This window comes from Candidatus Megaera polyxenophila (assembly GCF_029982035.1).
Taxonomy (GTDB): domain Bacteria; phylum Pseudomonadota; class Alphaproteobacteria; order Rickettsiales; family Rickettsiaceae; genus Megaera; species Megaera polyxenophila.
In genome coordinates, this window is sequence record NZ_CP104166.1 from 265094 (window position 1) to 284426 (window position 19333).

A 19333-nucleotide genomic window follows, 5' to 3' on the forward strand; every position below is an offset into this window, starting at 1 on the left:
CAATACCCAAAAAAACATCTTAGGACTAGCCAAAAAAAACAAACTAGTGTTATAATTGTCACTGAATTAATTTCTTCATAGGAAAAACCTGCGTTAATGATAAATTATAACTCGCATTAATCAAGAAATTTTTATAGACAGATATATATTTGTTAACTAAAACCAAACAATTAAAGGATCGTCTCATTAGAAAATAAGGTTATAGTTTATGCCAATAATGTCAGATAAATGGATACAGGAAAAAGCCGTAAGAGACGGTATGATATCACCATTTATTAACTCTCAAGTAAGAGAAATCGGAGAAAAAAAAATCATATCGTACGGAGTTTCCTCTTATGGTTATGATGCAAGAGTGTCCAATGAATTTAAAATATTTACCAATATTAACACTACTATTGTTGACCCCAAAAATTTTGATAGCCAAAGCTTGGTTAGCAAAGAAACTGATGTTTGTATCATTCCGCCAAACAGCTTCGCCTTAGGGAGAACAGTTGAATATTTTAAAATCCCCAAAGACGTTTTAGTAGTGTGTGTTGGGAAATCGACTTATGCACGGTGCGGTATCATAGTAAATGTCACTCCACTTGAACCAGGATGGGAAGGCTTTGTTACTCTTGAATTTTCAAATACAACTCCCTTGCCTGCCAAAATTTACGCAGATGAAGGTGCCTGCCAGTTTTTATTTTTTTCTGGGAACGAACCATGCGAAATATCATATTCTGACCGTGCTGGTAAGTATATGGGCCAAAAAGGCGTTACTTTACCCCGCACATGAAGTACTAACCAAAAGTTAAGTTAAATTAAACAACAAAGGAAACAAAATGAATTCCACAGAAGAAACCAAAACACCTCACATCTCAGTAAATGCTCAATATACCAAAGATCTATCTTTCGAAAACCCGGGAGCTCCTGCTTCTCTTGTTAATACAGGTAACCCACCACATATAGACCTCGCATTGGATCTCAATATCCAAAGAATGCCTGAAGATGAATATTTTGAGGTTGAAATAATTATTAGCGCAAAAGCAACAAGTGCGGATAAAACTCTCTTTATAGTTGATTTAAAATATGCCGGTATATTCCATTTGGTTAATGTTCCTGAAGAACAAATTCAAATGCTTCTTGCCGTTCATTGTCCCGCAATAATATTTCCATTTGCCCGTAAAATTCTTGCAGATGTAACACAGGATGGTGGTTTTCAACCATTAATGATTGACCCAATAGATTTTGGAGCTTTATATAGTAAAAAACTCAATGAAAAAAATATATCATAAAAATATTTGATTTAATACAAAAGCCTCTTTGACAAAATTTATCTTTAGTTGTAATTTATATCGAAAAGCAACTTTTAGTAGTTTAGATGTTAAAGAAATTTTGCCTTTTTTAAATAAAACATATACCTAGAAAATTTTAACTATTATTACCGTTATCTATATGAATATAAAAAAGAAATTAACAAAAGCCTTTTTAGTACAAAGCATTTTGATTTTTTGGTCGGCCAACGCTTCATTAGCCGCAGAAAACAAGGTGAAAATGGGAGGAATTTACGATTTTCAAGCTATTCATTACAAAAGTAACGGCGATACCAATCAAAGAGTGGTCTCTACACGCAATAAAGAATTTGGTTTCTATACATCTGGAAATATATTCGTAGACTATCAGCTTATAGCCGAAAACGACAATTTGTACGGAGCAAAAATAAGCCTTGAACATACCTCAGTAAATGATCGAGCTGTACCTTTTTTCTTATATATAGAATCTGAGCTTGGGAGAGTGGAAGGCGGAGCAGAATCAAGTGCAGGAAAAAAAATGAGAATAAACGGTTATAGCGCATCTTGTGGCCCTGGTAATGGTTGGAATTCAAGAGTTATAGCTTCTCCTAGCAACCCTGCCAAACCTTCAGAAAAACTGATTCCATACATCACCAATTTTTGTAGTTTTCTGGATTCAAAAACTAGAACAAGCTTAAGGTCAGATTACTCAAGGAAGGTTACTTATTTTACTCCTAAAATGGCGTTGGCAGAAAAACATCACATTCAATTAGGTATTTCCTATATACCCGATTCTTCAAACATGGGACACGATGATATAAATGTTGATAAACAAAACCCTCCTGTTGTTTCGCCAAAATACAAATTTGTTATTAAGGATGGTATTTCTTACGGCATTACATACAGTGGCAAATTTCATGATAAACTGGAGGCAAAGCTTTCTGTTGTAGGAGAACACGGGAAAACCCACGCCTTTAACAAAGCTGATAATACCAAATCCAGTATTAAATTCAAAGATTTAAACACCTACGTCATTGGTGGAATTTTAACATACGAAAAAATTAGCTTTTCCGCCGCATATGGAAATTATAATAAAAGTTTAACAGCAAAAGAAGTAGACGTAATTAGCAGGGATAGTTACGTTTACGGTTACGGTGCTAAATACACTTTGGGAAAGTATGCTTTCAGCATAAATCAATTTCGCAGTAGCCACAAAAAAAGCAACCTAAATGCCACTTCGTTGGGTATGGATTATGAAATTGCACGAGGACTTAAAGCTTATCTTCAGACAAACTTTTATCAAGCAAACGGTAAATACATGGATGCAAGTAGCAATACAGTTAAGTCTAATAAAAACCATGGAATGTTGACATTTTTAGGAGCGAAAATCAGCTTTTAAATGATTATGTACTAAAGAGAAATTAAAAAGTTAATAAAGTTGTAAAAAAATATTGATTTTTAATTAATATAATGAGATTATTAAAGAAAGTAAAATTATGTTAAGGAGATAATAACAATGAGGGTACTACTTATAGAAGATGATAGTTCAACTGCAAGGTCGATTGAATTAGCATTAGCAGCCGAAGGGATAATTTGCGATACCGCTGAAGTTGGAGAAGAAGGTGTAGAAATAGGAAGAATATATGATTACGACATAATCCTACTTGATTTGATGTTACCAGATATTGACGGTTACCAGGTCTTACTAAGGCTTCGGTCAGCAAAAGTTAGAACTCCTATACTAATTTTATCTGGATTATCCTCCGTCGATCAAAAGGTCAGAGGTTTAGGATTTGGAGCAGACGATTACTTAACTAAACCATTTAATAAAGATGAGTTAATTGCAAGAATCCATGCAATTGTCCGTCGTTCTAAAGGACATTCCGAATCTGTTGTTAGATTTGATAAAGTAGCAATAAATCTTGATACACGAAATGTGGAAGTTAACGGAATACAAGTCCATTTAACCAACAAGGAATATGCCATTTTAGAGCTTTTAGCGATGCGCAAAGGGTCTGTTCTGACAAAAGAAATGTTCTTAAACCACTTATACAGTAGTATGGACGAACCTGAAATTAAAATTATTGATGTTTTTGTTTGTAAATTACGTAAAAAGCTAGCTGATGCTTCTGGTGGCGTTAACTATATTGAAACTGTATGGGGACGTGGTTATATGCTAAAGGACAATGAAAGCAACGAAAACAAAAATCTCCTTGAAGAGTCTCTGGAGATTGAACAGGGCCAGAAAGCGTAAGTTTAGAATATATAATACATTTTAAGACTTAAGACATATATTTTGTGAACCTATTTGCCTAATAAGGAGCAGTAAATAATTTACTAAATAATAACTATTGTTTATTAAATATATAAAATGGTGTTCACAAAATTGTTAAGAAAAGCATTATATTCTATTATTTTTGTTATTCTGGTATTCATCACCTTCACTAATATTTTTAGCAATTACTTACATACTCCTGGGCCTTTAAATGACAAAACCATTGTTCTAGTACGTCCAGGATTATCTACAAGCGAAATAAGTAGTCTACTTGCTGAATCTGGTGTAATCAAAAATCCCGCATTTTTCTCTACCATAAGCAAACTATATTCATTATTTAGACCGCTAAAAAGCGGTGAATATGATTTTACTTATGGAATATCCCCATTACAAGTGATAAGAAAATTAGCAACCGGTAAATCAATAATTCATCGTTTAGTTATCTCAGAAGGGTCCACAGTAAACGAAATCATTGATAAAATTAATAAAGAACCACTGCTGAATGGAACAATATCAACACCAATTCCGGAAGGATATTTGATGCCTTCAACTTATTTTTATTCTTATGGCGATAAAAGAGACAATATTATTGATCAAATGCGACTAGAAATGTCATTAACGTTAGATGAAGTAATGCAAAAACTTCCAGCGAATTTTCCTTTAAAAACTCGTAAAGATGTTTTGATATTAGCCTCAATAATTGAAAAAGAAACTAGTAATGACGAGGAAAGGTCAAAAATCGCTGCTGTATTTATTAATAGGTTAAAAAAAAATATGAAGCTACAAGCATGTCCTACTGTAGCCTATGCGTTAACAGAAGGCAAATACAGACTAACAAGACCACTTACTAAAACTGATTTAAAAGTAAGTTCGCCTTACAATACTTACCAAAAATTAGGATTACCGCCTGGGGCAATCTCCTGTCCTGGGAAAAAATCCTTAGAAGCAGCTGTTAATCCCGCTCTAATAGATTCTTTATATTTTGTCGTAAATGGCAACGGTGGCCATCATTTTTCTAAAACATTTGATCAACACAATCAGCATAAAGCAAACCTCAAGTCCTCCTCTTCTAAATAACTAGGCTGTTAATAGACAATAAAAAAATTACAATAGCTAGAAGATATAATTATACTAGTTAACTTAGTTTATATTGTTTTATGTAACTATTAATAATACACTTACGGTTAGAGAGTTTCAATTAAGAGGTAATTATGTCAAAAAAAGGTGTTGACGGGCTTGTAGAAGCGTCGCAGGGGTTTGCAGAAACTGCTGCAAAACTCAATGAACAGGTTAGCGGAAAAGATGTCCCAAAAGTAGGTAAAAAACAAGAAAAAGGGCTTGCTGGAATGGCGGCTGATTTTAGAGAAAAAGCAGAAGAATTAAGGCATGCTGAATATGCAAAAGCAGAACTAGTACCGATGATTGACACTTTTGTAGCTTCTCATCTCAATGGCCAAATAGTTACTGAAGCCGAAATTAGGCAATTTTATACCGATGTTTTAGGAAAATTACAGCAACAAAACTACATTACTCCTGAAGAAGCCGCAAATTTTACAAAACCTTCAAAAATTGTTATCAAAGAAGAGACCGAAGTAGAACAAACTGGTTTGAGGGCATTGTTTAGTGGAGGTAAGAAAAAGATACAAACTGAGAAAACTATTGATGGTCCTTCTAAATTTGATGAAGCTATACAGCAAACTATCAAAACCATTAATGACCACCAAACTCTACCTCTTAAATTGGATATGACTGAGAAGTTAATGTTTGGCGTTGGTAAGTTTTGTGAAAGCCTTGGCTTAGAATCAATAAGCAAGTTTTGCATGAAACAGATTAAACCAGAAAATTTAGAAAAGATAACTAGTAGGGAAAAAGTTTTAGCAAGCGCTATGGATGCAGTAAGTACGGTAGGAAAAGGTAATAAACCTACTAAAGTTGAAGCTCTTGTCGAAAAAAGAGCAGCTAATAGAACCAGCGGTGGAATGGAAAGGTAGTTATAGCTCCTTAATTAAGACTTTTAACAAAATTAGGCAGGAAAGTCTAGGCCTGCTTAATTAAGCGTGAAAGCATTTTATTTTTTAAGGAGATAACAGGTATAAAAGAAAATATAATTAAGCCTATAATTGTATATTTAATTAGAAAAATCCCATCAACTAAGGCTACCTGTTCAAAATGAATTTTTGGGAAAGTTTTATTAACTATCAACAAAGAAAATACTCCTAAAACAGCAGACATTAAGTTACAACGCATCTTGGAATTTGTATAGTTTTTAGCATAAGAAATGGAAAGTCCATAACTAATAAGTATCCCGCCAAGACTAATTATCAGAGGCTGTACTTCTGTAGATACTAAAATATACAATATAAAAACAAAACTACACAGTAACCAGTAAGTTATCGTTTTCCCAGTTTGCCACTCCTGAAATAACTTTTCTCCTTGAGAACTAATAGCTACAAAAACAGTAACAATACCAAAAAACAGGCCTCCAAAGACCTGATCAACTGTATGAACTCCTAAATATACTCTGGATATCATTATACACAATATAATTAATACCCCTAAAAAGCGTAAAGCTCGTGATTGAAAATAATATAAAAGCAATCCCCACAGTACAGTTGCTACATGTACATCTCCACTTGGAAAACCCAAAGACTTATCGATGACATGTACCAAATGTAATGAGGTATCAGGCCTCTCTAGTAAAAATACATTTTTAAGTATTCCATTTACTACCGTAGAAAAAGGGATTAAAAACCCCAGCCTCCAAAAAACAGAAGCATTAAGCGCAAGCCAATATCCAAGGGCTATTACTCCAATATAAAAAGGTTCACTGGCAAAAAATGGAAATATTTTAAAAAGAAAAGTAAGTTCAGGATTACGGAATGAGATTATGGTGTCCTGTAAAGTCATCATAAATTTTACAAAGCTAGTTAATATCAATGGCCAGTAGAGCCAAAGCCTTTAGCACCTCGCGATGTATCCTCTAACGATTGTACTTCCTCTAAAATAATATGCTCATATCTAGCAACTACCATTTGTGCAATTCGCATTCCCCGTTCAATAACAAAGTCACTAGAGCTATGATTTATCAAAATCACCTTAATTTCTCCGCGATAATCAGCGTCTATTGTTCCGGGGGTATTTAGTACTGTAATCCCGAATTTTGCAGCTAGCCCAGATCGTGGTCTTATTTGTGCTTCAAACCCTTCAGGTAATGCGATAGCAATCCCCGTCGGTATAATTGCTATTTCGCCTGCCTTGACGACAGTCGGCTCAAAGATAGCTGCAAGTAGATCCATACCTGCACTTTGAGAAGTGGCATAAGCCGGAAGAGAGAGATCTTTTGCATGTTGGAGTTTGGTAATTTTAACAGAAAGTTTCATGAATATTACTAATTAATAAAAAATTATGATAGGAGCTGGACTTATGCGTTTTTCTAATAGAATAGTAGCTTAAGTTTACATATCTGTCAATTTCTCCGGCACAATCAGATCAATTACGGGCGTAAAAAAGTGTTGTGTGAAATTTTAGAAAAAAGTCTTAAAACAAATTCATTTCAATTTAAAAAACATATCGTCTATACAAAACAAATGATATATTTCTTACTGCCTCATCTTTTCTAGTACATCGCTTTCAAAAAGCTAACTACTCTTCATAATATAAAACTTACACCACTTTAAGCTCAATCATCATTTTCTTTACCTGCATACTTCACCTCGGATTTAATAACCTAGATTATATGATTCTTTTTTTTATATCTCTATTAACTTGAAGTGCTTAAGTAACTAATAAACATCAGTACTAGTTTTCTTATTACTCGAACAGCGCAATTAATAATTGTACTATTCTTTAAGAAATTATATTCATAATATATAGCATGCTATAATTTAGCGGTATAATTATGAACCTCATAGACAAATTTAACCTTAACGATCCTATTTGTAAATTTCGGCTTAATAAGTTCGAAATTGTTCTTTCAAGTTTAGCTATTAATCTGCTTTCTCTAGCATTACCGATAATGGTGTTACAAGTTTACGATCGTATAATGATTAATCATAGTGTAGGTACATTAACGGTTCTAGCTATTGGTGTATCACTAGCAATTATTCTAGAAGGAATACTGCGAATAGCAAGGGCTTACACTACAAGTTGGGCCGGTATGATGTATGAATATACTATGGCTGCAAACGCCATGCGATTATATATTAATGCTAATCCGATCAAACTAAAGAAAGAAGGAGCTGGCCAGCAAATACAGAATCTTAATGCCTTTTCTAAACTACGGGATTTTTATAGCGGCCAAACACTAATTAACATAGTTGACATACCTTTTGCCTTTACTTTCCTGGTTTTGATTTCGTATTTAACCGGCAAACTCGTAATAGTACCAATAGCACTAATTGCTACATTTACGGTCGTTACCTGGCTCATAGGTAATAAATTAAAGCAGGCTCTGCTAAACCAGGGAGGTGTGGATGATAGAAGATATAATTTTATTGTTGAAGCTTTGCAAGGTATCCATACTATAAAATCTTTTGGCCTTGAAGCAATTTTTACAAGGCGTTATGCGAGGCTTGAAGAAGAGTCTAGCCTTCATAATTATAAAACTGCCTTAATAAGTACAGAAGGTTATACTTTTGGTATATTATTTAACGAATTAATGGTTGTATCAGTAGTAGCTTTTGGAGCTCCTATGGTAATTAACGGAGATTTTACCAGTGGCGCCTTAGTAGCAACTGTATTACTTGCGGGGAGATTAATGCAACCAATACAAAAAACTTTATTTCTTTGGACACAGTTCCAAGAATACAGAATAGCCAATAATCAGGCTGAAAAAATGTTTGCAATTGAACAGATAGAACGTCGAAAAATAGATCCTAAAGAATATAAAGAAATCGGTACTGTAAAATTGGAGAACGTATCTTTTGGCTATGGAGAAAAATTAGTATTCGAAAATATCAATTTAGATCTAAAAATTCCGGATACTATCGGTATTAGAGGGGATAATAATGCAGGAAAAGCAACGTTAATGCGTTTAATTGCTGGTATTTTAAAACCAACTGACGGGAGGATATTCATAAATGGTATTCCTCCTAGTGATTATCATTCTGAAGAATTAGTTAAATACATCGGATATATCTCTTCCAATAATGTCATTTTTCAAGGAACGATTTTAGAAAACCTCACGGCCTTCGATGAAACTATGGAACATAAAGCACTAGAAATAGCTAAAATGCTTAATCTAGACAAAGAAATTGCCCTGCTGCCTAAAGGATATGATACAAAAGTTACTGATGGAATTGCTGATATTATTGCCCCTGGAATAAAACAAAGGGTAGCTATTGCAAGAGCTTTAATCCACAAGCCCAAGATAATATTATTTCACAATGCAGATAGAGGTTTAGATAGGGAAGGTTATAATTTATTAATTAAATTCCTCCATTTAATTAATAACCAAACTACTACAATTATAGTGACAGAAGATCACAATATAAATTTGCTTGTTGATAGGGAATACCTTTTAAAAGATGGAAAATTAACTGCAATAAACTCAAAAGATAGTAGAGTTTATGATTTAAAACCTTATAAAGAATTAAAAATATGAAAAGTAGTATTCCTCTTGCAGATCTAGCAGAAGATGGGAAATTAAATTTTATTGATACTGATAAAATTGATGAATTAATGGCATTATTTGAGATGCATAATTTAATTCCTAATTTATCTGAGGATAGCCACCTTTTTGCAAGTTCGCTAGCTATGCTACTTTCTTCGTTAAAATGGGACGGAAACGCAAAAAATCTCTTTGATTCATTACCATATGTAAGGGATAGGGACATAGATTTGCTTGATATTGTAAATACTATGGCTAACCTGGGTTTTACCAGTCATAATACGGTAATCAATATCAATGACATTGATGAAAGGCTACTTCCATGCCTTTATATACCTCATAAGTTAAATGCTTCCCCCCTTGTAATTTTAACTAAAAAAGAAGGTAATTTTTCAGCCTTCCATGCCAAAAAAAATCAAATTGTAGAGTTTAAAGCTAAAAAAGAGTTCCTTGGAGATGCTTATTTTTTTGAAAAAAATAATCCGGAAAAGATAGAAGAAGACAACCAAACTAAAAAATCAGCGGGTTTAACCTGGTTTCGGATCATTTTTGGGAGGTTTCGGCCAATTATTAATGAAATTGTTTTAACTAGCGTGATTATAAACCTTTTGTCCTTGGCCATGCCGTTTTTTATTATGTCGATATACAATACTGTAATAGGTTCAGGATCAACTGATACCTTAATACAGTTAGTAGTGGGAGTAGGAATCGCAATCGGTGCTGAAGCAATCCTTAGAGTAATCAGATTAAGACTAGTAGTCTGGCTTGGAGTCAGGCTCGATAATATAGTAAGTAATACGATTTTTGAAAAATTACTGCTTATGAAGGCAGCTTATACTGAAAGTGCCTCAATTTCATCACAACTTTCCAGAATTAAAACCTTTGAATCGGTAAGGAAATTTTTTACCGGACCTTTATTTACTGTAATGGTTGAGTTACCTTTTACAGTTATATTATTAACTGCTATATGGCTTGTCGCTGGCCCATTAGTATATATTCCAATAGTTGTCGTTATTTTATTTACCATGCTGCTTGCATATTATCAATCAAAGATAAGATTAGCTACAAGAACAGCAGCGCGAGCAAGTTCTAACAGACAGCAATTTGGTATGGAAACATTTATAAAAATGCATTCCCTGCATCAAAACGGAATGTCCAGAAACTGGTTGTTACGTTATAAAGATAAGCTAAGTTATTCTGCAACTACCAGTTTTAAATCGAATATGATATCTTCAACAATCGAAACTGCTGCGCATTCCATATCAATACTATCCGGCGTTGCGGTGGTTAGTTTCGGTATTCATTCTATCTGGAATAATACTCTTACTATGGGTGCATTAGTTGCGACGATGATGTTAATATGGAGAATTCTTGGCCCTCTGCAAACCCTTTGCTCTATGTTACCTAGAATTGAACAACTTAAAAACAGTATTGAGCAGATTAATAGATTAGTTGAAATAGAGGTAGAACACCGTCCAACTATAATAAAAAGGCCAATTGAAAATCTTAGCGGGGCGATAAAACTTACCAATATCGGTCTTCGTTATACAATAGATGTAGAACCTATATTTGTTGGCCTCGATATTGACGTAAAACCAGGAGAAATCATCGCAATTACGGGAAAACGGATCTGGCAAAAGCTCTCTTTTAAAATTAATCAATGGCTTATACCAACCCCAAACCGGAACGATAAGGATCGATGGGGTCAATATAAGGCAGCTGGACCCTATAGAACTAAGGAATTATATATGTTACCTTCCTCAAGTCCCCAATTTTTTTGAAGGAACTATCAAGGAAAATCTATTATTTGCTAATCCTTTGGCTACTGATAAGGACATTATGGATTCTTTGGAAAAGGCAACAGGCCTTGAGGAGCTCAAAAATCTGGAAAAAGGTATAGAAACTGTTATTTACGGTAATAATGCACCTATCCCCACGAGTTACACTTATACCCTAAATTTGGCCAGAGCGATCTTAAAAAAAAGTAATATACTCTTGCTTGATGAACTGCCTAATGCTTCACTAAATGAAGATGTCGGTTTGGCATACAAAAAAATAATACAGGATGCTAAAGGCAAGAAAACAGTATTCTTTGTTAGCCAAAGAGACGATTTCATAAAAATAGCAGATAGGGTAATTGTATTAACTCCTGGAATCAGGCCAGCTATTATGGATACGGCTAAATTTATCAATCAATATGGAATATAAAATGATGTTAGGCAAAATATTCGATTTTTTTTCTAAAAAAATGGACACTGAGGAGAAAAAAAGTAAATTAGCAGATGGAATATACAAAAACTTTTTAATTACCCTAAAAAAAGTATTCTGGATTCTTCGCCCTAAAATAAATTCCCATGCTAAAATCGATCAACTAAGATATTTATCCCAAACAGCTTTAATTGAAGAAACCGTTGCACCTCATGTAGTACGCACCACTTTAATGATTATAAGTACGATTATTATTGTGTTAGTAATTTGGTCTGCTCTTACTTATGTCAATGAAATAGCAGTTACGGAAGGAGAAGTTTTACCAAGCAAGCATATACAGGTTATACAGCATCTCGAAGGCGGGATAGTAAGTGAAATTAATGTTGCGGAAGGGGAATTAGTTGAAAAAGGCCAAATATTAATTAGATTGGATGGATCAGGGCTTAAGAAAGATCTAGCAAGTCTTAAAGCAAAGAAATTATCACTTCAATATCAGGCCCTAAGGCTTAAGTCTTTTATTAGCAAAACTACCCCGACTTTTAATGGAATACCTCCGGAAGATAGAAACAAGCAAATGGAAGATGAACAGTTAAAAGCTTTTGAAAGTATGATAAAGGCTAAAGAAAGCGAGAGAAAAGTTATTGAGGAACAAATTGATCAAAAAAAAGAATCCCTTAAAAGCTTGGAAGAAAAATATAAGACATTAGCAGAAAATATTAAATTAGTTTCTGAAGAACGCGATTTAAAAAAACAACTTGCAGATAAAGGGCGCTTGAGCAAATTTAATTTCCTAGATATTAACCCACCAATTAAATACCCGACATAACTATTGCCAAGAAGGAAGGAATTTGTATAATGCAATAATGTCAAAAAGTGAAGATTTTAGGAAATTATCAATAAGCGCACAAGCGTCGATGAGAAAGATTGCTCTAAAACTAGTAAAAAGAGGAGAGAGTCAATCGTCGGTAGGTGAATTAATAGGAGTGAGTCGCCAGACAGTAAATGAATGGGTAAGGAGGGAAAAGAGAGGCGACAAGTACGCAATTAGTGGGAAGTTAAGAGGTAGAAAGATAGGAGAGAAAAGGCTTATAACCGAAGATCAAAGTAAAATAATACAAGGGTACGTAAATATCTCTAGACCAGAAGATCACAATATCAAATCAGCATTATGGTCAAGAAAATCAGTTAATGCACTCATCAAAAAACATTGTGGATTTTTTCTTCCCCTAAGTACAATAGGCGAATATTTAAGAAGATGGGGGTATACTGCACAAAAGCCAAAGAAGTTAGCATATGAGCAGCAACCCAAAAGGGTTCAATTTTGGTTAGATGAAGAATATCCGTCAATAGCCAAGCAAGCAGAATATGAAAAGGCAGAAATACATTGGTGCGACGAAGTAGGGATAAAACAAGAGTGTCAGGTATTACAAAGCTATTCTTTAAAAGGAAAAACCCCTGTTGTGATTCATAAATCGAAGAGATTTAGTATAAACATGATATCCACTGTTACAAATAACGGTAAGCTAAGGTTTATGCTGTACGAAGAGACACTAAAAACAAATGTATTTATAGAATTTTTACGGAGGTTGGTAAAATACTCCAAGAAAAAAATCTTCTTAATCCTAGATATTAACCCACCAATTAAATACCCGACTTAGGCGGCATATTTTACTTCTTTCGCCTGAAATAATCTTTTGATATGTTCTGGGTTATTTTGCAGAGTCCTTAGGTAAGATTTTAAATTCCCTTGGAGTTCAGATTTTGTAAGAGGTATATGTTTCCTATTTACATTTCTTTTTAAATCGTTGTTTAAATATTCATCCGGATTATGTTGCGGAGTATACGGAGGCAGAAAAAATAAAGAAATTTTCTTTTTATGTTTCCGAGTCCATATTTGTACTTTTTTGCTATGATGAACCTTGAGATTATCTAGGATTAAGAAGATTTTTTTCTTGGAGTATTTTACCAACCTCCGTAAAAATTCTATAAATACATTTGTTTTTAGTGTCTCTTCGTACAGCATAAACCTTAGCTTACCGTTATTTGTAACAGTGGATATCATGTTTATACTAAATCTCTTCGATTTATGAATCACAACAGGGGTTTTTCCTTTTAAAGAATAGCTTTGTAATACCTGACACTCTTGTTTTATCCCTACTTCGTCGCACCAATGTATTTCTGCCTTTTCATATTCTGCTTGCTTGGCTATTGACGGATATTCTTCATCTAACCAAAATTGAACCCTTTTGGGTTGCTGCTCATATGCTAACTTCTTTGGCTTTTGTGCAGTATACCCCCATCTTCTTAAATATTCGCCTATTGTACTTAGGGGAAGAAAAAATCCACAATGTTTTTTGATGAGTGCATTAACTGATTTTCTTGACCATAATGCTGATTTGATATTGTGATCTTCTGGTCTAGAGATATTTACGTACCCTTGTATTATTTTACTTTGATCTTCGGTTATAAGCCTTTTCTCTCCTATCTTTCTACCTCTTAACTTCCCACTAATTGCGTACTTGTCGCCTCTCTTTTCCCTCCTTACCCATTCATTTACTGTCTGGCGACTCACTCCTATTAATTCACCTACCGACGATTGACTCTCTCCTCTTTTTACTAGTTTTAGAGCAATCTTTCTCATCGACGCTTGTGCGCTTATTGATAATTTCCTAAAATCTTCACTTTTTGACATTATTGCATTATACAAATTCCTTCCTTCTTGGCAATAGTTATGTCGGGTATTTAATTGGTGGGTTAATAATCTCAAGGTTCATCATAGCAAAAAAGTACAAATATGGACTCGGAAACATAAAAAGAAAATTTCTTTATTTTTTCTGCCTCCGTATACTCCGCAACATAATCCGGATGAATATTTAAACAACGATTTAAAAAGAAATGTAAATAGGAAACATATACCTCTTACAAAATCTGAACTCCAAGGGAATTTAAAATCTTACCTAAGGACTCTGCAAAATAACCCAGAACATATCAAAAGATTATTTCAGGCGAAAGAAGTAAAATATGCCGCCTAAGTCGGGTATTTAATTGGTGGGTTAATATACAAAAACAATTAAATCAGATTCAAGGAGATATAAATAGTGTGGAGTCAGATATATCTCAAGCAAAGAATGCTATTGAGGAGTATCAAAACCGCCTTGATTCTCTTAATGCAAAAGCTATTGATGAAGCTTATCAAGAACTTAACAGAGTTAATACAGATTTATCTCAGATTGATGAAGCCACTCGAAAATTATCCGATCAAATTTCTAGGCTTGATATAAGGTCACCATCATACGGTTACGTTAAAGGTTTAAAAGTTAAAACTATTGGTGGAATTATTGAATCCGGAAAAGTTATTATAGAAATAGTTCCCCTTGAAGGGGCATTAGTAATTGAAACAAAAATTAACCCTAGAGATGTTGGTTATGTAAAAATTGGCCAATTAGTAAAAGTTAAAGTCAGTTCCTATGATTTTTCGAGGTACGGAACTGTTAACGGTAACCTAGAATATGTGTCGGCAACTACTTTTATAAATGAAGACGGAACTAGATACTATTTAGGTAAAGTATCTCTTGAGAAAAAATATGTGGGGAAAGATCCTACCCGAAACTTAATTATACCTGGTATGACTGTACAGGCTGATATAGTATCAGGAAGTAAAACTATCCTTGCATATCTGTTAAAGCCTATACACACTTCTATTGCTACTGCATTCACAGAACGGTAGGTTGGTAATGCTTTTAATAAATTTGCCCTATTCGATAATGAGAAAGAAAAAATGAAAAATAATCCCTTAATTTTAGTTGTTGACGATGATAGAACAACGTTAACTATAATTGAAACTATTTTATTAACCCACCAATTAAATACCCGACTTAGGCGGCATATTTTACTTCTTTCGCCTGAAATAATCTTTTGATATGTTCTGGGTTATTTTGCAGAGTCCTTAGGTAAGATTTTAAATTCCCTTGGAGTTCAGATTTTGTAAGAGGTATATGTTTCCTATTTACATTTCTTTTTAAATCGTTGTTTAAATATTCATCCGGATTATGTTGCGGAGTATACGGAGGCAGAAAAAATAAAGAAATTTTCTTTTTATGTTTCCGAGTCCATATTTGTACTTTTTTGCTATGATGAACCTTGAGATTATCTAGGATTAAGAAGATTTTTTTCTTGGAGTATTTTACCAACCTCCGTAAAAATTCTATAAATACATTTGTTTTTAGTGTCTCTTCGTACAGCATAAACCTTAGCTTACCGTTATTTGTAACAGTGGATATCATGTTTATACTAAATCTCTTCGATTTATGAATCACAACAGGGGTTTTTCCTTTTAAAGAATAGCTTTGTAATACCTGACACTCTTGTTTTATCCCTACTTCGTCGCACCAATGTATTTCTGCCTTTTCATATTCTGCTTGCTTGGCTATTGACGGATATTCTTCATCTAACCAAAATTGAACCCTTTTGGGTTGCTGCTCATATGCTAACTTCTTTGGCTTTTGTGCAGTATACCCCCATCTTCTTAAATATTCGCCTATTGTACTTAGGGGAAGAAAAAATCCACAATGTTTTTTGATGAGTGCATTAACTGATTTTCTTGACCATAATGCTGATTTGATATTGTGATCTTCTGGTCTAGAGATATTTACGTACCCTTGTATTATTTCTTTGATCTTCGGTTATAAGCCTTTTCTCTCCTATCTTTCTACCTCTTAACTTCCCACTAATTGCGTACTTGTCGCCTCTCTTTTCCCTCCTTACCCATTCATTTACTGTCTGGCGACTCACTCCTATTAATTCACCTACCGACGATTGACTCTCTCCTCTTTTTACTAGTTTTAGAGCAATCTTTCTCATCGACGCTTGTGCGCTTATTGATAATTTCCTAAAATCTTCACTTTTTGACATTATTGCATTATACAAATTCCTTCCTTCTTGGCAATAGTTATGTCGGGTATTTAATTGGTGGGTTAATAGCACAGAATGATTATGAAATCATTACAGCGATAAATGGTAAAATGGCTCAGGAAACTATAATGAGGCATCACGACAAACTGGATGCAATTTTACTTGATAGAATAATGCCGGATATCAATGGTATAGAAATAGTAAGATGGATAAATAGCAGTAAAAAAATTTCAAAACCTCCTATAATAATGTTAACAGTTTTAGATAAACCGGAACAAGTCAAGGAAGGAATAGACGAAGGAGTATTTTATTATTTGACAAAACCTATCCAAGGAAATGTCCTGAAATCAGTTTTATTGTCAGCTGTTAATGAATCAAAACAGCATAAGCTACTGGCCCAAGAATTACAAAGACACCGAGGTGGTTTCAAGTTAATAAAAAATGCTGTATTTAACTTTCACAGTTTAGCTGAAGCTGAAGATTTGTCCTGTTTTATTGCAAATTTTTTTCCAGAATCCAATAAGGTTTTACCTGGTATTTCTGCCCTCTTAGTTAATGCTGTTGAGCATGGAAATCTACAAATTTCCTATGATAAAAAATCAAAACTGATATCAGCAGGAACTTGGAAACAAGAAGTAGAAAAAAGGTCAGAATTAGAAGAGTATAAAAATAAATTTGTAGAAGTTATTTTTAATAAAGAAGATAAGAAATACTCAATAAAAGTTACCGATCAAGGTTCTGGATTTGCCTGGCAAAAATTTATTGCCGTTGACCCTGCTAGGGCTCTTGATAATCATGGGCGAGGGATCGCTAGAGCTAATATGATTTTCGACTCTCTCCAGTATAATAAACAAGGAAACCAAGTAATTGCAATAGTAGATAACACAGGGAAGGACAGTTTTACATGGTAAAATCAATTACCAAAAATTCATTTTCTATATTTGCCGTTTTCCTTGCTTATTTTATTCCAGCAAAATTAGGTTTCCTCATAGCTCTTCCTTCTGATAATGCCACCGCAATATGGCCGGCATCCGGTATTGCAGCGGCTGCCGTTATTTTTTTTGGCTACAGAACATTACCGGGAGTTTTTTTAGGGTCTTTGACCGCAAATTTAACTAACTTTACTTCCTCCCTTGATCTTTTTATTGATAAAACATTAAATTTCATCGACATATCTCTTTATATAGCAACCGGAGCAGTTATTGAATCTTTCACTGTTGTTTTTATCATAAAAAAACTTATAGGGTATCCCAGCTCGCTTTCTCACTGGCACGATATACTTATTTTATTCATTATAGCCGGTATGGTAGGTTCTATTCCCTCCCCTACCATAGGCGTTACCTCTTTATATCTTAAAGGTATAATTCCCTTTGGTAACTATTTTTATAATTGGTGGACTTGGTGGATAGGAAACAGCCTTGGAATTATTGTATGTACCCCTATACTCGTCGCTATCTTTACCCCCAATGAATATTAACCCACCAATTAAATACCCGACATAACTATTGCCAAGAAGGAAGGAATTTGTATAATGCAATAATGTCAAAAAGTGAAGATTTTAGGAAATTATCAATAAGCGCACAAGCGTCGATGAGAAAGATTGCTCTAAAACTAGTAAAAAGAGGAGAGAGTCAATCGTCGGTAGGTGAATTAATAGGAGTGAGTCGCCAGACAGTAAATGAATGGGTAAGGAGGGAAAAGAGAGGCGACAAGTACGCAATTAGTGGGAAGTTAAGAGGTAGAAAGATAGGAGAGAAAAGGCTTATAACCGAAGATCAAAGTAAAATAATACAAGGGTATAAGGTGGCCCAATTTGTCTAGACTAAAAATCAGAAATTATGAGATATAATTTGCGTTATAATATTAGCCAATAATTTTTGTTAAATACACCTGTTCTGGAGTTAAATATTCCAAGGATTGGTGCATCCTTTTACTATTATAAAAAGTTATGTAATCTGTTATAGCATTTTTTACCTCCTTGACAGTATTTAAAATTATCAAATATATTTTTTCTTGTTTTAATGAACGCCAAAATCTTTCAATAAATACATTATCTAAAGCCCTACCTTTACCGTCCATGCTAATCTTGATTTCACGTTTAACAAGTTCGTAGATGAAATTTTTTGACGTAAATTGAGAACCTTGATCGGTATTAAAAACCTCAGGTTGACCGTGCTTTTCTAGGGCTTCTTCTAGTGCGTCGATGCAAAAATCACTTTCTAAGCTAATAGAAACCTTCCAGCTCAGAATATAACGGCTAAACCAATCAATAATGGCTACTAGATATACAAATCCTTGTGCCATTCTAATATAAGTTATATCGGTGCTCCATACCTGATTTGTCTTAGTAATTTCAACGCCTTTTAAAAGATAAGGATATACCTTATGAGCTTGGTTGCGCTTGCTTAAATTCATTTTAGGATAAATGGCTTCTATTGACATTATTCCGTAATAACGACTTACCGCTTTGCGACCAATAACAATTCCAAACGGTACAAGATGCTTGGACATTCTTCTGGCCCCGAAATACGGATGCTCTGTATAGATTTCATCAATTACTTTCATTATTTCTAAGTCTCTTGTAGTTATTCCTTTTGCCTTGTAATAATAAGTAGATTTATTAATTAAAAGTAGATCGCATTGCCTAACAATGCTTAGATTTATACAATTATTATCAATCATACTTTTCCTAGTTTCCAAGTCCAAACAATGTAGATTTTTTTTTCAGCCAGTCACGCTCAACGCTTAACTGTCCTATTTGTTCATATAATTGTTTTATCAAATCTTGATTGTCTGGATCTTTTGTTGCCGGCTTAACTTGAAAACCACTAACTAAATTTTCTATACCTCTTTTTTTCCATGCTTGTATTTGAGTTGCATGAACCCCGTACTTACTGCTTATTTGTGCTATTGTCATTTCAGCTTTTATTGCTTCTATAACAATTTTTGTTTTTTCCGTCGCACTATATTGCTTCGCTTTTTTAGACATATAATTTCCATTTCCTTGTTGTGAAATTATATCTCATTCTTCATTTTTAGCAGTCCAGTTTTTGGGTACCA

Annotated in this window: 22 protein-coding genes and 1 pseudogene; 16 read left to right on the forward strand and 7 right to left on the reverse strand. The window is 33.9% G+C overall.

What is annotated here, in order from left to right:
• Positions 1 to 208: 208 nt before the first annotated feature.
• The 6 genes from dcd (at position 209) to N3Z16_RS01325 (ending at position 5537) form a co-directional block, all read left to right on the forward strand.
• Positions 209 to 775: a dCTP deaminase gene (gene dcd / locus N3Z16_RS01300; protein WP_223939083.1), complete on the forward strand. Its 567-nt coding sequence runs from the start codon at positions 209 to 211 to the stop codon at positions 773 to 775.
• Positions 776 to 821: 46 nt separating this feature from the next.
• Positions 822 to 1274, forward strand: coding sequence for a protein-export chaperone SecB (secB, locus tag N3Z16_RS01305; protein ID WP_223939082.1), 453 nt, complete (start codon positions 822 to 824; stop codon positions 1272 to 1274).
• A gap of 160 nt (positions 1275 to 1434) precedes the next feature.
• Positions 1435 to 2670, forward strand: a complete 1236-nt coding sequence (locus tag N3Z16_RS01310) for a porin family protein (protein ID WP_282486447.1) — start codon at positions 1435 to 1437, stop codon at positions 2668 to 2670.
• Positions 2671 to 2787: 117 nt separating this feature from the next.
• Positions 2788 to 3525, forward strand: coding sequence for a response regulator transcription factor CtrA (gene ctrA / locus N3Z16_RS01315; protein WP_282486448.1), 738 nt, complete (start codon positions 2788 to 2790; stop codon positions 3523 to 3525).
• 132 nt (positions 3526 to 3657) lie between these two features.
• The gene (gene mltG / locus N3Z16_RS01320; RefSeq protein WP_282486449.1) at positions 3658 to 4623 is read left to right on the forward strand and encodes an endolytic transglycosylase MltG; all 966 of its coding nucleotides are present in this window, start codon (positions 3658 to 3660) and stop codon (positions 4621 to 4623) included.
• A gap of 134 nt (positions 4624 to 4757) precedes the next feature.
• On the forward strand, positions 4758 to 5537 hold the full coding sequence (locus N3Z16_RS01325) for a hypothetical protein (RefSeq protein ID WP_282486450.1): 780 nt from the start codon (positions 4758 to 4760) through the stop codon (positions 5535 to 5537).
• A 46-nt stretch (positions 5538 to 5583) separates the two neighbouring features.
• Here N3Z16_RS01325 and N3Z16_RS01330 read toward each other — a convergent pair whose 3' ends face one another.
• Complete coding sequence (locus N3Z16_RS01330) at positions 5584 to 6453, reverse strand: phosphatase PAP2 family protein (protein ID WP_282486452.1); 870 nt, start codon at positions 6451 to 6453, stop codon at positions 5584 to 5586.
• A 26-nt stretch (positions 6454 to 6479) separates the two neighbouring features.
• On the reverse strand, positions 6480 to 6926 hold the full coding sequence (dut, locus tag N3Z16_RS01335; RefSeq protein ID WP_282486454.1) for a dUTP diphosphatase: 447 nt from the start codon (positions 6924 to 6926) through the stop codon (positions 6480 to 6482).
• 518 nt (positions 6927 to 7444) lie between these two features.
• Between dut and N3Z16_RS01340 the strand changes: the two genes are divergently transcribed.
• The 5 genes and pseudogenes from N3Z16_RS01340 to N3Z16_RS01360 all read left to right on the forward strand — a co-directional run bounded on the left by N3Z16_RS01340 (position 7445) and on the right by N3Z16_RS01360 (position 13020).
• Positions 7445 to 9148 carry a peptidase domain-containing ABC transporter gene (locus tag N3Z16_RS01340; RefSeq protein ID WP_282486455.1) on the forward strand — a complete coding sequence of 568 codons (1704 nt, stop codon included), beginning with the start codon at positions 7445 to 7447 and terminating at the stop codon, positions 9146 to 9148.
• Positions 9149 to 9405: 257 nt separating this feature from the next.
• Positions 9406 to 10506 (forward strand): annotated as a pseudogene (locus N3Z16_RS01345) (ABC transporter transmembrane domain-containing protein); the annotation flags it as partial.
• Between the two features lie 304 nt (positions 10507 to 10810).
• On the forward strand, positions 10811 to 11362 hold the full coding sequence (locus N3Z16_RS01350; protein WP_282486931.1) for an ATP-binding cassette domain-containing protein: 552 nt from the start codon (positions 10811 to 10813) through the stop codon (positions 11360 to 11362).
• Positions 11352 to 12188: a putative HlyD family type I secretion protein gene (locus N3Z16_RS01355; RefSeq protein WP_282486456.1), complete on the forward strand. Its 837-nt coding sequence runs from the start codon at positions 11352 to 11354 to the stop codon at positions 12186 to 12188. The genes N3Z16_RS01350 and N3Z16_RS01355 overlap by 11 nt, the downstream gene beginning before the upstream one ends.
• 37 nt (positions 12189 to 12225) lie before the next feature.
• Positions 12226 to 13020, forward strand: a complete 795-nt coding sequence (locus N3Z16_RS01360; RefSeq protein WP_282486457.1) for an IS630 family transposase — start codon at positions 12226 to 12228, stop codon at positions 13018 to 13020.
• Here the strand turns inward: N3Z16_RS01360 and N3Z16_RS01365 are convergent.
• Positions 13017 to 14129: an IS630 family transposase gene (locus N3Z16_RS01365; RefSeq protein ID WP_282486458.1), complete on the reverse strand. Its 1113-nt coding sequence runs from the start codon at positions 14127 to 14129 to the stop codon at positions 13017 to 13019. The genes N3Z16_RS01360 and N3Z16_RS01365 overlap by 4 nt on opposite strands.
• A gap of 25 nt (positions 14130 to 14154) precedes the next feature.
• Between N3Z16_RS01365 and N3Z16_RS10880 the strand changes: the two genes are divergently transcribed.
• Together N3Z16_RS10880 and N3Z16_RS01370 are read left to right on the forward strand one after the other, a co-directional pair.
• Positions 14155 to 14394 (forward strand): transposase, encoded by a 240-nt coding sequence (locus tag N3Z16_RS10880; protein ID WP_410519628.1) that lies wholly within the window; start codon positions 14155 to 14157, stop codon positions 14392 to 14394.
• A gap of 26 nt (positions 14395 to 14420) precedes the next feature.
• Positions 14421 to 15089, forward strand: a complete 669-nt coding sequence (locus N3Z16_RS01370) for an HlyD family type I secretion periplasmic adaptor subunit (RefSeq protein ID WP_282486932.1) — start codon at positions 14421 to 14423, stop codon at positions 15087 to 15089.
• A gap of 148 nt (positions 15090 to 15237) precedes the next feature.
• On the opposite strand, the gene N3Z16_RS01375 is transcribed toward N3Z16_RS01370, so the two are convergent.
• Positions 15238 to 16038: an IS630 family transposase gene (locus N3Z16_RS01375; protein WP_341850337.1), complete on the reverse strand. Its 801-nt coding sequence runs from the start codon at positions 16036 to 16038 to the stop codon at positions 15238 to 15240.
• On the reverse strand, positions 16001 to 16273 hold the full coding sequence (locus N3Z16_RS01380; RefSeq protein ID WP_282486459.1) for a helix-turn-helix domain-containing protein: 273 nt from the start codon (positions 16271 to 16273) through the stop codon (positions 16001 to 16003). Before N3Z16_RS01380 ends, N3Z16_RS01375 begins: the two co-directional genes overlap by 38 nt.
• Between N3Z16_RS01380 and N3Z16_RS01385 the strand changes: the two genes are divergently transcribed.
• The 3 genes from N3Z16_RS01385 to N3Z16_RS01395 all read left to right on the forward strand — a co-directional run bounded on the left by N3Z16_RS01385 (position 16267) and on the right by N3Z16_RS01395 (position 18094).
• Positions 16267 to 17184 (forward strand): response regulator, encoded by a 918-nt coding sequence (locus tag N3Z16_RS01385; RefSeq protein ID WP_282486460.1) that lies wholly within the window; start codon positions 16267 to 16269, stop codon positions 17182 to 17184. The two genes, N3Z16_RS01380 and N3Z16_RS01385, sit on opposite strands and share 7 nt — an antisense overlap.
• The gene (locus tag N3Z16_RS01390) at positions 17178 to 17750 is read left to right on the forward strand and encodes an MASE1 domain-containing protein (RefSeq protein WP_282486462.1); all 573 of its coding nucleotides are present in this window, start codon (positions 17178 to 17180) and stop codon (positions 17748 to 17750) included. The genes N3Z16_RS01385 and N3Z16_RS01390 overlap by 7 nt, the downstream gene beginning before the upstream one ends.
• A 62-nt stretch (positions 17751 to 17812) precedes the next feature.
• A complete protein-coding gene (locus tag N3Z16_RS01395; protein WP_282486464.1) occupies positions 17813 to 18094 on the forward strand; it encodes a helix-turn-helix domain-containing protein in 282 nt (93 codons plus the stop codon).
• 42 nt (positions 18095 to 18136) lie between these two features.
• Here the strand turns inward: N3Z16_RS01395 and N3Z16_RS01400 are convergent, their stop codons facing one another.
• Together N3Z16_RS01400 and N3Z16_RS01405 are read right to left on the reverse strand one after the other, a co-directional pair.
• Positions 18137 to 18955 carry an IS3 family transposase gene (locus N3Z16_RS01400; RefSeq protein ID WP_282485683.1) on the reverse strand — a complete coding sequence of 273 codons (819 nt, stop codon included), beginning with the start codon at positions 18953 to 18955 and terminating at the stop codon, positions 18137 to 18139.
• A gap of 7 nt (positions 18956 to 18962) precedes the next feature.
• Positions 18963 to 19262 (reverse strand): transposase, encoded by a 300-nt coding sequence (locus tag N3Z16_RS01405; RefSeq protein WP_282485684.1) that lies wholly within the window; start codon positions 19260 to 19262, stop codon positions 18963 to 18965.
• Between the last annotated feature and the right edge of the window lie 71 nt (positions 19263 to 19333).